The 15,471-nt window shown below is 38.9% G+C and carries 14 protein-coding genes; all 14 read left to right on the top strand.

What is annotated here, in order from left to right:
- Position 1 precedes the first annotated feature (1 nt).
- The 14 genes from EJ994_RS16075 to argB all read left to right on the top strand — a co-directional run bounded on the left by EJ994_RS16075 (position 2) and on the right by argB (position 15,471).
- Positions 2-1,486 carry a cellulose synthase family protein gene (locus EJ994_RS16075; RefSeq protein WP_099574594.1) on the top strand — a complete coding sequence of 495 codons (1,485 nt, stop codon included), beginning with the start codon at positions 2-4 and terminating at the stop codon, positions 1,484-1,486.
- A gap of 147 nt (positions 1,487-1,633) precedes the next feature.
- Entirely contained in the window at positions 1,634-3,283 is a 1,650-nt protein-coding gene (locus EJ994_RS16070) for an ATP-dependent nuclease (protein ID WP_126593417.1), read from the top strand.
- A 265-nt stretch (positions 3,284-3,548) separates the two neighbouring features.
- Entirely contained in the window at positions 3,549-4,046 is a 498-nt protein-coding gene (locus tag EJ994_RS16065; RefSeq protein WP_164721489.1) for a hypothetical protein, read from the top strand.
- Positions 4,047-4,427: 381 nt separating this feature from the next.
- Positions 4,428-5,210: an agmatinase gene (speB, locus tag EJ994_RS16060; RefSeq protein WP_126593415.1), complete on the top strand. Its 783-nt coding sequence runs from the start codon at positions 4,428-4,430 to the stop codon at positions 5,208-5,210.
- A gap of 55 nt (positions 5,211-5,265) precedes the next feature.
- Entirely contained in the window at positions 5,266-6,609 is a 1,344-nt protein-coding gene (locus EJ994_RS16055; protein WP_126593414.1) for a mannosyltransferase, read from the top strand.
- A 236-nt stretch (positions 6,610-6,845) separates the two neighbouring features.
- Entirely contained in the window at positions 6,846-7,463 is a 618-nt protein-coding gene (locus EJ994_RS16050) for a GNAT family N-acetyltransferase (RefSeq protein WP_126593413.1), read from the top strand.
- The gene (gene argG / locus EJ994_RS16045) at positions 7,460-8,647 is read left to right on the top strand and encodes an argininosuccinate synthase (RefSeq protein WP_126593412.1); all 1,188 of its coding nucleotides are present in this window, start codon (positions 7,460-7,462) and stop codon (positions 8,645-8,647) included. The genes EJ994_RS16050 and argG overlap by 4 nt, the downstream gene beginning before the upstream one ends.
- Positions 8,648-8,725: 78 nt before the next feature.
- Positions 8,726-9,700 carry an N-acetyl-gamma-glutamyl-phosphate reductase gene (argC, locus tag EJ994_RS16040; RefSeq protein ID WP_126593411.1) on the top strand — a complete coding sequence of 325 codons (975 nt, stop codon included), beginning with the start codon at positions 8,726-8,728 and terminating at the stop codon, positions 9,698-9,700.
- 105 nt (positions 9,701-9,805) lie between these two features.
- Positions 9,806-10,600: a pyrroline-5-carboxylate reductase gene (gene proC / locus EJ994_RS16035; RefSeq protein ID WP_099574601.1), complete on the top strand. Its 795-nt coding sequence runs from the start codon at positions 9,806-9,808 to the stop codon at positions 10,598-10,600.
- Between the two features lie 27 nt (positions 10,601-10,627).
- Positions 10,628-11,800, top strand: a complete 1,173-nt coding sequence (locus EJ994_RS16030; protein ID WP_126593751.1) for an aspartate aminotransferase family protein — start codon at positions 10,628-10,630, stop codon at positions 11,798-11,800.
- Positions 11,797-12,993, top strand: coding sequence for a glutamate-5-semialdehyde dehydrogenase (locus EJ994_RS16025; protein WP_126593410.1), 1,197 nt, complete (start codon positions 11,797-11,799; stop codon positions 12,991-12,993). The genes EJ994_RS16030 and EJ994_RS16025 overlap by 4 nt, the downstream gene beginning before the upstream one ends.
- Before the next feature lie 2 nt (positions 12,994-12,995).
- Complete coding sequence (proB, locus tag EJ994_RS16020; RefSeq protein ID WP_126593409.1) at positions 12,996-13,760, top strand: glutamate 5-kinase; 765 nt, start codon at positions 12,996-12,998, stop codon at positions 13,758-13,760.
- Entirely contained in the window at positions 13,760-14,695 is a 936-nt protein-coding gene (locus EJ994_RS16015; protein WP_126593408.1) for an acetylornithine carbamoyltransferase, read from the top strand. Before proB ends, EJ994_RS16015 begins: the two co-directional genes overlap by 1 nt.
- Positions 14,692-15,471 (top strand): acetylglutamate kinase, encoded by a 780-nt coding sequence (gene argB / locus EJ994_RS16010; RefSeq protein WP_126593407.1) that lies wholly within the window; start codon positions 14,692-14,694, stop codon positions 15,469-15,471. Before EJ994_RS16015 ends, argB begins: the two co-directional genes overlap by 4 nt.

The following is a 15,471-nucleotide window of genomic DNA, read 5'->3' as shown; positions in this document are numbered from 1 at the left end:
TATGGGACTTACTATTTCTTACATCATTATTGCAATTTACAGTATTTCGCTGCTATTGATTTTCTTTTATAGCCTAGCTCAACTGAATCTTTTGGTGAATTATTTAAGTCAGAAAAGACAAAACCAGACCGCTCCCAAATACAACTTACTAGATCCAAAGGAGATTCCCTTCGTGACCATACAGCTTCCCGTTTACAACGAGGAATATGTCATGGAACGACTTTTAGAGAACATCGCAAAAATAGAATACCCAAAAAGTAAATTGGAAATTCAGGTGTTGGACGATTCCACGGACGACTCCGTTATCGACACGGCAAAAAGCATTAAGGCGCTGAAAGAAACCGGACTGGATATTCAGCACATACGCCGAGAAAATAGAACAGGTTTTAAAGCAGGTGCTTTAAAGGAAGGTCTAAAAATAGCGAAAGGAGATTTTATTGCCATATTCGATGCAGATTTTCTTCCATCGGCAGATTGGCTAAAGAAAACGGTGGTATACTTTAAGGACGAAGAAATAGGTGTGGTACAAACACGCTGGGGTCATATCAACAGAGAGTACTCTACGCTAACGAGGATTCAGGCTTTTGCCTTGGATGCGCACTTTACCCTAGAACAAGTAGGGCGTAATGCCAAAGGACACTTCATCAATTTTAACGGTACTGCAGGTATCTGGAGAAAAGACTGTATTATAGACGCGGGTAACTGGGAAGGTGACACCTTAACGGAAGACCTTGATTTAAGCTACCGCGCACAATTAAAAAATTGGAAATTCAAATATTTAGAGGATGTAGAAACTCCGGCAGAACTTCCTGTGGTCATCAGCGCGGCACGTTCGCAACAGTTCCGTTGGAACAAGGGCGGTGCGGAGAACTTTAGAAAAACGGTCTGGAGCGTTATTACCGCAAAGAATATTCCGTTCAAAACGAAGTTTCATGGGGTCATGCACTTGTTGAACAGTTCCATGTTCCTTTGTGTTTTTATCGTGGCCTTATTAAGTATACCCATGCTCTACATAAAGAACATGTACGGTCATTTAGGATGGGTTTTTGAAGCTACGAGCTTCTTTATCGTAAGTACCATTATTCTTTTTGTCTGCTATTGGTTTACCTATAAAAGTATTCAGGGAAGCAGTTTTGATAATTTTGTGGACTACATTAAACTGTTCTTCACTTTTTTCTCGGTAGCCTTAGGGTTTTCGTTACACAATTCCATTGCCGTGCTAGAGGGGCATATGGGCAAGCGAAGTGAGTTTGTACGTACCCCAAAATTCAATATCAATAACCTTACGGAAAGCTGGAAAGGCAACAAGTATTTGGCTAAAAAACTATCGCCCAATATGATTTTGGAATTTGCACTTATGGTCTATTTCCTATTTGGGATGTATAGTGCCATACCGTTGAACGACTTTGGTCTGTTCCCCTTTCACTTTATGTTGTTCTTGGGATTCTCTTTTGTATTCTTTAAGTCCTTGACGGCACGAGCCTAAATAGAAATACGTTTAAAAAATTATAAAGGATAGCCGAAACCGCTATCCTTTTTTGATGGCCGTAATCTTAAGTTTGGTATCTTGTTGGTGAAATAGGTATAAACGTGCCTAGGTGCGTTTATACAATTGTTGGCATAATTTAAGAAAATGAATCTACAAGGATTTGGAATTAGTAATTATAGAAGTTTCGATGAAAACGGAATTTACCTCAGCAATCTAAAAAAGATTAATGTAATTATTGGAAAAAATAATTGTGGTAAATCAAACGTTCTTCGGTTTTTACAAACTCTTAATTTCAACATCAAAGATTTAAATAAATTTCCTAATGATATTCAAAATCAACATCGTAGAAGCGGACAACAATCGACATTAAATCTTCGTATAAAAGGGGAAGAATTACCTGTTGACAAAAATAAAATGCGACCATATTTAAATTTTGACTACGACAATTTTCTTTCAGAGTACCATAGTTTAAGTATCTCTTTAAATTCTCAACAAATTGAACTTCCAAAATTCTTTGAAAAACTAAGCCAACAACAGTTGGTACCTTTTCAAACCCAGTATTCCTCTGCTGGTCGGGTTCAATTAATAAATACTATAAAGCAACAGTGGATAAGGACAATAATTAGTAAAATTCAATCCACATTTGAGGACTTAATTTATATACCTCATTTAAGAGTAATTAAAGAGGCTCATTCGTATGGAGACTCTAACTCTTCGATAAATGGTTCGAACATAATCAGTAAAATGTTTGAAATGCAAAACCCAGTTATTGGAGACGAAAAATCAAAAGAAAAATTCAATTTAATTCAAACTTTTGTTTGTGACTTAATAAATAAACCAGACCTACAAATTGAAATTCCTCACACAAAGGAGGAAATAGTATTAACCATTGATGGTAATAGGCTACCTCTTGAATCTTTCGGTACTGGAATTCATCAATTGGTGATAATGTGTAGCACTTTAGTAATTCATGAGAATTCTATAGTTTGTATTGAAGAGCCAGAAATTCATCTCCATCCTGAATTGCAAAGAAAATTCATTAAGTTTTTAGGCAAAACAAAGAATACATATTTTATAACAACTCATTCTAATATTTTCCTTGACTCTAGATATAATACGTCCATTTATCACGTAATAAATGATGGTGTCAAATCATCAATTTATAACGCTAACAGGACAGCAAAAACATTTTCAATTCTAAACGACTTAGGTTACCATTCAAGTGATATTTTACAAGCTAACGGAATAATTTGGGTCGAAGGACCAAGCGATAGAACCTACATACTAAAATGGATTGAACTTTTAGATAAAACATTAATTGAAGGATTGCATTTTTCAATAATGTTTTATGGAGGTAGATTGCTTTCCCACTTATCATTTCATAGTGAACATATCATTTCAGAGCTTATTCCACTTTTAAAACTAAATAGAAATGCTTTCGTTGTTATGGATAGAGATGGATTTTCTAACCAGTCAAAAATTAATTCTACAAAATCTAGGATAAAACAAGAATTAGGAGATAGAAATTCTTGGGTTACAAAAGGAAGAGAAATAGAGAACTATCTAACCTCAAAAACAATTAAAAGTTGGCTAGGAATTGAAAAAATGAGAATTGACTCAAATAAGAAACTAGAAGATATAATTGCCAAGGTAAGCACAAAAAAATATGCATCGGCAAAAAGTAGATTTTCGTCTGAAATAGTAAAACATATAGAGATAGTTGATTTAGATATCCTAGATTTAAAATTGAAAATAAATCAATTGGTGAAAAAGATAAAGACGTGGAATGAATAAAAGCTGTGGCTATCGATTTATAACCGAAATTACGGTGATTCGACTACCCTTCGACAAACTCAAGACAGGCTCAGGCGAATCCACTCGGAATTACGAGCGCCAGCGCCAAACCGAAAATTAAGGCATACTAACCCCTAACTGACGGTATAAAAGACTGTTGGCGGTAATTTAAGAATTCGTTTACTAACTCAACACGCCATTTGACTCATTACATCTTTTATAAGTAAAACACCCATATTAAATTGCAAATGGATTGAAATAATCGATGTTGAAAAAAACTATAATTCTAAACCTAATAATTATCCTTTTCGTTTCATGTTCACCAAAAACACTGACTGGACTTTATCGGACTAATTTCTCTACATACGGTCGATTTGGAAAAGCACTAACGCTACGATGTGACAGTACTTTTGTGATTGACTCAAATAGGGAGTTTAAAAATATTAGCTCTTATGGTAATTGGGAGGTCAAAAACCGCTTATTAGTAGTAAATTTTAGAACAGTTAAGTATCCTAAAATTGAGGATGACCAAACTAATTACTATCATATCAAAAGAAATAAGCTGACGTCAGTTTTTCCAATATCAAAAGAAGAGTATTTGGACTTAATAACTAAAATCGAAGAAAATGGCCTAAAGGACAGTCTGAAAATTGGTAGTTACAGAAAGTTCAAGAGAAAGAGAGGAAAAACATTTAAAAATTTTCAAGGGAAAATGGGCAAACAGTTCTTTAAGAAAGTGGAAAATATAGAATGTGAAGATTAAAACTACTGGCAACAAAAGTAACCGTTGCGCAAGTCCTTAATTCTAAAAGACACAATACTATTTGAGCCGCTCTAAGAGGCTTTTTTATTACTCAATCAGTATGGGAAGGTGAATTTTTGAAGCCTTATAAAGGTTAAGATATATCTTGAACTGCGTCTTTTACAAAGACCTTAAAAGCAAGCATTTCCGCTCCACTTTATCTCGTTCTTGGGATTTTGTATGCTTTAAATCGTTAACGATAAGGGCTTAAAATCTTACCCGCAACTATATACTGTTGAGAGGGACGACAAGAAATTGTTGTCCGTTTTTTGTTGACCTGAATTACCAATCTGGCTTATCGTTTAGTATCTTGCTTTTGAGCATTAATCAAGTTAAAATTCCATGACCAAAATCAATATCCAAGGGCTGGAGTGGGATAAAAAATCTTCCTTTCAGCAAGGTCCCGCCAAAGCACCGGCACTCATACGTAAGGCATTGTATTCCGACTCCATGAATTTGTATGCGGAAAATGGAATTTCCATTGAAAATGAAAGCGTCACGGATAAAGGGGATTTTAAAATTGATGATTATTTTGGTATTGAAAACATTACCCAAAATCACCTAGCATCGGGCGCTAAACTACTTAGTTTTGGAGGAGACCATTCCGTTACCTTCCCTATTATAAAAGCTTTTCATCAGCATTATCCCAAACTGGATATCCTACATATAGATGCCCATGCCGATTTATATCACGATTATGAAGGAGATCCTTACTCCCATGCTTGCCCTTTTGCCCGTATCATGGAAAAAGGTTTTGCAGTAAACTTGGTTCAAGTGGGCATACGAACCTTAAACCCGCACCAAGCGGAACAGGCAACCAAGTTTGGCGTTGAAATTCACGAAATGCGAAATTTAGACCTGACTAAGATTCCTAAATTCGACAATCCGCTTTATATTTCATTGGACATGGATGGTTTTGACCCAGCCTATGCGCCGGGTGTTTCACATCATGAACCGGGTGGCCTATCTTCCCGGCAAGTCATTAATCTCATCCAAAATATAGAGGCTACAGTTGTGGGTGCCGATATCGTGGAATATAACCCGGACAGGGACGTGAATGACATGACCGCCTACTTAGCGGCTAAAATGGCAAAGGAGCTTCTCGCCAAGATGAGGATAAAATAGGTTTTCTTTCCGTTTAAAAACCACTACATTAGTCAGAACAATCAACCTATAAAAAATGTCCAATAGCTTAATTACATATGTGAAACTTCACAAGGTTTCGCTAGTGTTGGCTTTTTTAAGCATTGCATTCTATTACACCTTTGCCTATCATCTAGAGCGAACAGATTTCATAAAATTAGTAACGCTCTTCGCGGCACTGTTTTTCCTCTGCTTTAAGCTCATCCAGTTTGAAAAATGGAACTTTCGGTTTCTATTGATCATTGGTATACTTTCCAGATTGGTCTTTCTTTTAACGGAACCCAATTTATCCCAAGATTTCTATCGTTTTATATGGGACGGGGAACTGGTAAGTAATTTCCTAAATCCTTATTTAAACGTTCCCGATACACTGATCGGGCAATCGGATTTGGTCATTGCCAATGCACAGCAACTACATGACGGCATGGGTAGTCTAAGTGCTCGGCATTTCAGCAATTACCCCCCTTTGAATCAACTATTCTTTGCTATTGCCGCTATCCTTGGTGGAAAGAGTATTTTAGGTTCCATAGTCGCTTTACGCGGAATTGTTATACTGGCGGACATTGGAATTTTTTACTTTGGGCGGAAACTATTAAAAAATCTCAATCGCTCTCCACACCTTATATTTTGGTATTTCTTAAACCCCTTGGTCATTATAGAGCTTACGGGCAACCTCCATTTTGAGGGGGCGATGCTTTTCTTCTTCGTGTGGGCCATGTACCTACTTTCCGTAAACAAATGGCAATGGGCGGGTGTGGTTCTTGCCTGTTCCATATCGGTAAAATTGGTCCCCTTGTTATTTTTACCGTTGTTCTTAAAACATTTCAATTTTAAGAAAAGTCTCTTATTTTATTCGATTATAGGAGCTACTTCCCTAGTATTATTTGCGCCATTCTATTCTTCGGAATTCATACATAATTACTCGAAAACCATAGGGCTCTGGTTCTCTAATTTTGAATTCAATGCGGGCCTATACAATGGCATAAAAAAAATAGCGATTCAGTTTGAGGCCAAACCATGGGAACTGATCAAGACTTATGGTAAACTAACGCCAATTCTTACGATAGCCATTGTACTCCTATTTACTTTTCTGAGAAAGAATCAGAACTTAACGGTCCTACTTTCTTCCATGCTATGGATATTGACCTTGTACTATTTTATCTCGCCAACCGTGCATCCTTGGTATGTGATTTTTTTGGTGACCCTGACCATATTTACCCCATATCGCTTCGCTTTGTTATGGTCCGCCGTAGTAGTTTTGAGCTATTTTGCCTATTCCCGGACCGATTTTAAAGAGAGTTTATGGTTGCTTGCCATTGAGTATCTTTCGGTATATGCCTATTTGATTTATGAAATCATTACACATCGTAACAAAAAGTGAAGTTTTTGTAAAATTATTCCTTCGCTTTAGGATAATTCAATATTAATTGTACATTTGAAGTGTAATGAAAACAAAAGCATACATAACTTCTTCTCACTGGACCTTGGTTCCGGTACGTTCTTTTGTTCCCGTTCGCCGTCGCCCGTAAGGGTACTACAGAACTTATGGAAATAGGTGAGTCCATTTCCGCACAAACACAATCATATTTATTTTTTATCCTTTAAAAGCCAATAGCAATGAAACTAGTTGTTGCTAACGAATCACATTTTAAATACGCCCATATCATCTCCGATACTATTGGAGAGTCTGCCAAAGTGCGCGGTACGGGTATCGCAAAGCGAACTCCGGAGTATATTCAGAAAAAGCTTCAGAACGGTAATGCCGTCATTGCCCTGGACGGGGAAACTTTTGCCGGCTTCTGTTATATAGAAGTATGGGGTCATGAAAAATTCGTTGCTAATTCCGGACTTATCGTTCATCCTGATTATAGAGGTCAAGGACTTGCGAAAAAAATTAAGCAACGCATCTTCGATTTAAGTAGAACCAAATTTCCGGATTCCAAAATATTCGGTATTACTACTGGTTTGGCGGTAATGAAAATCAACTATGAGTTGGGTTACAAGCCGGTAACCTTCTCTGAACTAACGGACGACCCCGAGTTTTGGAAAGGCTGCCAAACCTGCAAGAATTTTGATATTCTTACCAGGACGGAACAAAAAATGTGCCTTTGCACAGGAATGTTGCACGACCCAAATGCCCAACCTGCAACAAAAAAAGACAACGTAAACAGTAAGGCCTTTACAAGGCTAAAAAGCATAAAAGAGCAATTGCTCTTAAAAAAGAAAACAAAATGAGTAAACTAGTTTTAGCATACAGTGGTGGTTTGGATACTTCTTACTGCGCAAAATATTTATCACAGGAAAAAGGATATGAAGTGCATGCGGTAAGTGTAAATACCGGTGGCTTTTCTGCGGAAGAAATTAAAAGTATCGAAGAGAAAGCATTGCAATTGGGAGCCACTTCCTATACATCTATCGATGCCGTGAAGACATTTTACGAAAAGGTGGTGAAGTACCTCATCTTCGGGAATGTCCTAAAGAATAACACCTACCCATTATCCGTTAGTGCCGAGCGAATTGTACAGGCAATTGAAATCGTAAATTATGCCAAGAAAATAGGTGCGAGCCATATAGCACATGGTAGTACTGGTGCCGGTAATGACCAGGTACGTTTTGATATGATTTTCCAGATTATTGCGCCAGAAATAACTATTATCACCCCTATTCGTGACAATAAATTGTCGCGTGAAGCGGAAATCGCCTATTTAAAAGAAAACGGAGTGGATTACCCATGGGAAAAAGCGAAATACTCCATAAATAAGGGTCTTTGGGGGACCTCGGTTGGCGGTGAGGAAACACTTACTTCGGAAAAGCCATTGCCCGATACCGCTTATCCCAGTCAGTTACAAGAAAAAGAACCCTCTAAAGTAAAACTCTCTTTTGAGAACGGAGAATTGGTGGCTATTGATGGTCAAAAAGACAATCCCGTCGCAAATATTGAAAAGTTAGAAGTAATAGCCTCTAAATATGCAATTGGCAGGGATATTCACGTAGGTGATACGATAATTGGCATTAAAGGTCGGGTCGGTTTTGAAGCTGCAGCGGCACTTATTATTATAAAAGCGCATCATTTATTGGAAAAACATACACTATCGAAATGGCAACAATTTCAAAAAGAACAGCAAGGTAATTTCTACGGAATGTTATTACATGAAGGTAATTATTTAGACCCGGTAATGCGAAACATAGAAGCTTTTTTAACCGATACGCAAAAAACCGTTTCTGGCGATGTTTTCGTGGGCTTGTATCCGTTCCAGTTCAGATTACACGGTATTTCATCAGCACATGATTTGATGAATGCCTCTTTTGGCAGCTATGGTGAAATGAATAAAGGCTGGACGGCCGATGAAGCCAAGGGCTTTATTAAAATACAGTCCAATGCCAGTAAAATTTACAACTACGTCAACGATAATCTATAATTCAAATCTATACTAGTTTCCCTCCTATAAAGGAGGGATAAAGGGAGGTGTAAAACGCATCACAATTAAATTCTAAACATGATCAAAGCAGGTATTATAGGCGGTTCAGGATATACAGGAGGTGAACTCTTGCGAATACTGTTGCATCATCCGGCAACGGAAATAGATTTTGTATTTAGCACGACTAGGGCAGGAAAGAAAATAACGAGTGCACACCCAGATCTACTGGGCCTTACCGAAATGGAATTTACAGGAAATGTAAATCTGAACGTAGATATCGTTTTTCTTTGTCTTGGACATGGAAACTCAACGAAATTCCTAAAAGAAAATCAATTTTCAACGTCGACCAAGATTATCGATTTAAGTAATGATTTTAGGTTACAGGCCGATGCCAATTTTGATGGAAAACAATTTGTCTACGGCCTCCCTGAACTTCATAGGTCTTCCATAGAAAATGCCAATTATATTGCCAACCCGGGCTGTTTTGCAACGGCGATTCAATTAGCACTGTTACCGCTGGCCAAAGCCAAAAAGCTAAATGATGCCGTGCACATCAATGCGGTAACGGGGAGTACCGGAGCAGGTGTGAGTCCGTCTGCTACATCGCATTTTAGCTGGCGGAATAACAATGTAAGCTGGTACAAACCTTTTACCCATCAGCATTTAGGAGAAATAAACGAGAGTTTAAAATCGCTACAAGCAAATACGTCGGACCTTTTCTTCCTTCCCAATAGAGGGAATTTTACTAGGGGAATCTTGGCCACGGCTTATACCATTTTTGATGGTAGTTTAGAAGATGCACAGCTACTTTATAAAGATTTTTATAAGAATGCCATGTTCACACAAGTAGCTGATGAACCCATACATTTAAAACAAGTGGTAAATACAAATCAATGCCACATTCACTTACACAAACATGAAGGCACATTGTTAATTACATCGGCCATTGATAATTTATTAAAAGGCGCATCAGGACAAGCGGTGCAGAACATGAACTTGATTTTTGGACTAGAAGAGGATTTAGGACTGAACTTGAAAGCAGGTGTTTTTTAAAAGCTCAAAGTCGTGAATACTGTTTCCCTCCTAGAAAGGAGGGACTAAGGGAGGTGTAACAACACTTAAATAAAGAACGCAAGGAAAAATAACATAAAAGGGGAAATGAAAATAGCAATCATAGGAGCAGGAAATTTAGGCTTATCCATAGCCAAAGGAATTTTAAATAGTAACGGAGCTACCAGCATGTTCCTCACAAAGAGAAATCTTAAGGACATTCAGGATTTTGAGAAGTATGGTAATGTAACCGTTACTACGGATAACAGAGCTGCTGTACGTAATTCGGATATTCTGATTTTTGCCGTACAACCCGGGCATTTTGCCAACATATTGGAGGACGTAAAGGATCTGCTTGAAGAAAATCATGTGGTAATTTCTGCCATTACGGGTTTCAGTATCGATAAGATTGAAAAACTAATCGGCGCCCAACATTATATCATTCGTAGTATGCCGAATACCGCTATTTCCGTTGGGCAGTCCATGACCTGCATCTGTAGCAATGAAATGGGTAAAAAGCGAATAGAATTGGCCAAGGCCATCTTTAACCGTATGGGGCACACTATGGAAATTCCCGAAACACAGATGCAAGCGGCAACCGTTATTTGTGCAAGCGGTATCGCTTTCTGGATGCGCTTGATAAGGGCTACCACGCAGGGCGCCATACAATTGGGCTTTGATGCTAAAGAAGCACAAGAACTGGCCATGCATACCTGTAACGGTGCGGCAAATTTGCTTATTGAATCCGGTAATCATCCAGAAGAAGAAATTGATAGGGTTACCACACCCATGGGCTGCACTATTCAGGGACTGAACGAAATGGAACATCAAGGATTAAGCTCTTCGTTGATTCAAGGAATCGTCGCCTCATTCGATAAGATCACAGAATTTAAAACAAAGTAAGATTCGCTATAAGTTAAAGCTAAAATGATGAAGTTATTTGATGTATATCCACTCTACGACGTGACTCCCGTTTCCGCAAAAGGAATTGTGGTTACCGATGACAAAGGTCAAGAGTATTTGGATTTCTATGGAGGTCATGCCGTAATTTCCATAGGACACGCACATCCGCACTATATTAAGCGTTTAAAGGACCAATTGGATAAAATAGGATTTTATAGCAATGCCGTTCAAAATCCTTTACAAGTAACACTTGCCACCAAATTAGGAGAACTTTCTGGCTGCGAAGATTATAATTTATTCTTGTGTAATTCTGGTGCGGAAGCTAATGAAAATGCCTTGAAAATGGCATCCTTCCAAACAGGAAAATCGAGGGTAATCGCTTTTAAAAATGGTTTTCACGGGCGTACCTCGGCGGCTGTGGCCGCAACGGATAACGTGGCCATCAACGCTCCCTTGAACAAACAGCAAAAAGTGACCATTCTCCCTTTGAACGACATCGATTCCTTTAAGACAGAAGTTGAAAAAGGAGATGTATGTGGCGTAATCATCGAAGCCATTCAAGGGGTTGGCGGTTTAGATGAGCCTACTACGGAATTCTACCAGAAGATAGCGGAGCTGTGCAAGAAAAATAGTGTTGTTCTCATTGCGGACGAGGTGCAGTCCGGTTTTGGAAGAAGCGGAAAATTCTTTGGTTTTCAACACCACATTTCGACTACGCTAAATGCAAGTCTGGATACTGAGCGAAGCCGAAATATGCAACCTGATATTATTAGTATAGCCAAAGGAATGGGGAATGGATTTCCCGTAGGTGGTGTACTTATACATAAAAGCATCGAAGCAAAATATGGTCTCTTGGGTACTACCTTTGGTGGCAATCATCTCGCCTGTGTTGCCACGATGGCCGTATTAGAGGTTTTAGAAAAGGATAATCTTATAGCAAATGCAGCAGCATTGGGAGACTACTTCAACAAGAAAGCAGCTGAGATTCCACAAGTAAAACGGGTTAAAGGACGAGGATTGATGTTAGGATTGGAATTCGGTTTCGAAGTTTCCGAACTGCGAAAAAAACTCATTTACAATCAGAAACTATTTACGGGTGGGGCCAAAGACAAGCATGTGCTTCGTATTCTGCCTGCGCTTACTATTACCAAAGCACATATCGATATATTTTTCAACGCCCTTAAAGCTGAATTAAAGTGAATACGCAACTGAACATTAAACAGCGAAACGCCGTCCTAATTTCAATGACCGACCTCATTGAAGAAAACAGGGAAGTCATTCTAGCTGCGAACAAGACCGATTTAAATAGTTATTCCGGTGACGATATTTCTATGCGCGATAGACTAAAGGTAGACCACGGTAAGATTGATGGGATGCTTTTATCCTTGAGGCAATTGGCCGCGGAACCAGACCCCTTAGGAATTGAACGATTTGCCACCACCCATGAAAACGGGATGACCATTAGTAATAAAACAGCACCTTTCGGCACTATTCTTATCATCTATGAGTCTAGGCCCGATGTTACTATTGAAGCTGCGGGAATCGCATTTAAATCTGGGAATAAAATTTTATTAAAAGGAGGAAAGGAGTCCCTGAACAGTAATTTGGTATTAGTGGGGCTATGGCATAGGGCGCTACAAGAGCATAATTGTGCTACCGATTGGGTAACTTATCTACAATTTGACCGAACCCAAACGCAGGCCTTTCTGGAGAAGCCTTCACAAAAGCTGGATTTAATTGTTCCACGGGGTGGAGAAAAATTGATAGCTTTTGTAAAACAGCACGCTACCTGTCCGGTTATCGTAAGCGGACGTGGAAACAACTTTGTGTATGTTGCCGCCGAAGCCGATTTACAAATGGCTTTGGATGTAATTATTAATGCCAAGGCTACAAAAATATCGGCCTGTAATGCTCTAGACAAAGTTTTAATTGCTAGAGACCTACCGAGAAAACAGGAGTTTCTACAACTCTTGGTACAGCAGTTAAAAAAACATGAAGTAACCATACTAACGGACCATAAATTAAAGGGATTGGAAGGCACCACCGAAATGGAAAACGAATCGGTTTGGCATGAAGAATTCTTGGACTATAAAATGGTTATTGGTCAGGTTCCGGACGTCAACGAAGCCATAGCACTCATAAACACCTATAGCGGTGGCCACTCCGCAGCAATCATAACAGCGAACAACGAGACGGCAGCAAATTTTATGAACAACGTGGATTGCGCTGCGGTATATCATAATGCCTCTACACGTTTTACGGATGGGGGGCAGTTTGGACTAGGGGGTGAGTTGGCCATTAGCACGGACAAATTGCACCAAAGAGGACCTATTGGCCTACAACATTTAGTGACCAACAAATGGTACGTAAAGGGTAACGGACAAACGAGGTAACGATGGCTAAGAAAAGAATATTACTGAAAATCGGCTCCAATACCTTGACAAAGGAAACGAATCAAATATCCCGTGGAAAAATCGAGGATATTGGTCGGCAGATTGCCAAGCTTAAGGATGATTATGAATTTATCATTGTAAGTTCCGGAGCTATCGCCGCTGCAAAACAGTTTGTAAAGCTAGAACACAATGGAGAAGAAATTAATATAAAACAAGCCTTGGCTGCCATTGGTCAACCTCACTTAATGCGAATTTTCCAAGAAAATTTTAGGGAACTGGGCTTATTTACATCACAGTGTTTGTTATCCTATTCCGATTTTGAAAAACCAGAATCGCAGGAGAATATCAAGAACACCATAAATGTTTTGGTCGCCAATAATTTTATTCCCATTATTAACGAAAATGATACGGTTTCTACAGATGAAATTCAGTTCGGGGACAACGACAAGCTCGCTGCTTTAACGGCCGCTTTGTTGCAAGTAGACTTGCTACTAATTGCCACCAACACCAATGGTATTTACAAAAAAACCTCTATAGAAAATGGGCATCCAATGACCATTGCAACAGTTGCTAATATTGATGATCTTAAGAATGAAATTAGTTTGGAGAAATCTTCACATGGTACTGGTGGAATGCATTCCAAGATACAAGCTGCAACGATAGCTAAAGAGGCAGCCATAGAAACATGGATCATTAATGGATTAAATGACAATTTTATAACGGATGCGCTTCAAGGCGTTTCTAGCCATACCAAAATATTAAGTTGATGAAAAATTATATTTCCGTAAACGATATTGATAATCTTTCTGAATGGGTAAACAACGCTCGCAGTCTTAAAACAGACCCGTTTGCACACAAGAACCTAGGTCAGGGAAAAACCATTTGCCTATTATTCTTCAACAATAGTTTAAGAACGCGCTTAAGCACTCAAAAAGCGGCTATGAATCTTGGTATGGAAGTCATGGTCATGAATTTTGGAAGTGAAGGTTGGCAGTTAGAATTTGATGACGGCGCGGTTATGGACCAAGGAAAATCAGAACACATTAAAGAAGCGGCAAAGGTAGTTTCTCAGTTCTGCGATATCGTTGCAATTAGGGCTTTTGCATCTTTGACCGATAAAGAAAAAGACGAGGCGGAAGTAGTTTTGAATGGGTTCGTCAAACACGCATCTATCCCTGTGGTAAATATGGAAAGTTCCGTTGGGCATCCCCTACAGGCGCTGGCCGATGCTATAACCTTAGCAGAGCATAACATGAAAGCTAAACCGAAAGTAGTGCTTTCTTGGGCACCACACCCAAAAGCATTACCACATGCAGTAGCAAATTCCTTTGTTGAAATGATGCACTTGCAAGATGCGGATTTTGTAATAACACATCCTGAAGGCTATGAGCTGGACCCCCAAATCACCAAAAACGTTCAAGTGGAATACGACCAGGAAAAGGCTTGTGAAAATGCCGACTTTATCTACGTAAAAAACTGGAGCAGTTATTCGGACTATGGTAAAGTTTTAAATCAAGATTCAAATTGGATGATGACCCAGGAAAAACTGGGAAGTGCCAAATTTATGCATTGTTTGCCCGTTCGGAGGAATGTAGTGGTTGAGGATACCGTTTTAGACAACAATCAGTCGTTGGTTATTGAACAAGCTAACAATAGAACCTTTGCAGCACAGGTAGTGTTGAAAAAGATTTTGGACTCATGAAACAAAAACTATCCGTCATAAAAATCGGTGGTAATGTCATCGAAAATAAAGTGGAACTTTCAAAGTTCTTACAACTTTTTGCAGGCCTGGACGGACTCAAAATTTTAGTCCACGGTGGCGGAAAACTAGCTACCCAATTGGCAACTAAATTAGGTGTTGAATCCAAAATGGTCGGTGGTAGGCGTATTACGGATGCTGAGACTTTGGAGGTCATCACCATGGTTTACGCTGGATTAACCAATAAGAGTATCGTAGCGCAATTACAAGCTAACGATTGCAATGCCATTGGATTGAGTGGAGCTGATGGTAATGTCATCCAAGCACACAAACGTCCCGTAAAAAAAATCGATTTTGGTTTTGTAGGTGATATTGATAGTGTAAATAGTACTATGCTCACAAAACTTTTAGATACCGGTTTAACACCAGTATTTTGTGCGATGACCCATGATGGTAACGGGCAATTATTGAATACGAACGCTGACACCATAGCCTCCGAACTAGCCATTGGTATGAGCGAACTGTACGAAACCACCCTTTATTACTGCTTTGAAAAGAAGGGGGTTTTGATGGATGTTGCAGATGACGATTCCGTCGTAGAACATATCGATTTGGGAACATACCAACGGCTTTTAAAAGACAACATTATTGCGGACGGGATGCTTCCCAAACTAGAAAATTGTTTTCATGCCTTGAACAAAAATGTGAGTAAAGTATGTATCGGACATCCCGCTATGTTGTACTCGGAAAATGAACTTTTTACAACGATTACCTTATAA

It is taken from the genome of Maribacter sp. MJ134 (genome assembly GCF_003970695.1).
Classification (GTDB): Bacteria; Bacteroidota; Bacteroidia; order Flavobacteriales; family Flavobacteriaceae; genus Maribacter.
The sequence above is the reverse complement of the archived record's forward strand: the minus strand, read 5'-3'. Positions and strand labels throughout refer to the sequence as shown.

Bases quoted from the DNA above. Each gene is read 5' to 3' on its own strand.
- EJ994_RS16075 (WP_099574594.1), top strand. From the start codon at position 2: ATGGGACTTACTATTTCTTACATCATTATTGCAATTTACAGTATTTCG.
- EJ994_RS16070 (WP_126593417.1), top strand. From the start codon at position 1,634: ATGAATCTACAAGGATTTGGAATTAGTAATTATAGAAGTTTCGATGAA.
- EJ994_RS16065 (WP_164721489.1), top strand. From the start codon at position 3,549: ATGTTGAAAAAAACTATAATTCTAAACCTAATAATTATCCTTTTCGTT.
- speB (WP_126593415.1), top strand. From the start codon at position 4,428: ATGACCAAAATCAATATCCAAGGGCTGGAGTGGGATAAAAAATCTTCC.
- EJ994_RS16055 (WP_126593414.1), top strand. From the start codon at position 5,266: ATGTCCAATAGCTTAATTACATATGTGAAACTTCACAAGGTTTCGCTA.
- EJ994_RS16050 (WP_126593413.1), top strand. From the start codon at position 6,846: ATGAAACTAGTTGTTGCTAACGAATCACATTTTAAATACGCCCATATC.
- argG (WP_126593412.1), top strand. From the start codon at position 7,460: ATGAGTAAACTAGTTTTAGCATACAGTGGTGGTTTGGATACTTCTTAC.
- argC (WP_126593411.1), top strand. From the start codon at position 8,726: ATGATCAAAGCAGGTATTATAGGCGGTTCAGGATATACAGGAGGTGAA.
- proC (WP_099574601.1), top strand. From the start codon at position 9,806: ATGAAAATAGCAATCATAGGAGCAGGAAATTTAGGCTTATCCATAGCC.
- EJ994_RS16030 (WP_126593751.1), top strand. From the start codon at position 10,628: ATGAAGTTATTTGATGTATATCCACTCTACGACGTGACTCCCGTTTCC.
- proB (WP_126593409.1), top strand. From the start codon at position 12,996: ATGGCTAAGAAAAGAATATTACTGAAAATCGGCTCCAATACCTTGACA.
- EJ994_RS16015 (WP_126593408.1), top strand. From the start codon at position 13,760: ATGAAAAATTATATTTCCGTAAACGATATTGATAATCTTTCTGAATGG.
- argB (WP_126593407.1), top strand. From the start codon at position 14,692: ATGAAACAAAAACTATCCGTCATAAAAATCGGTGGTAATGTCATCGAA.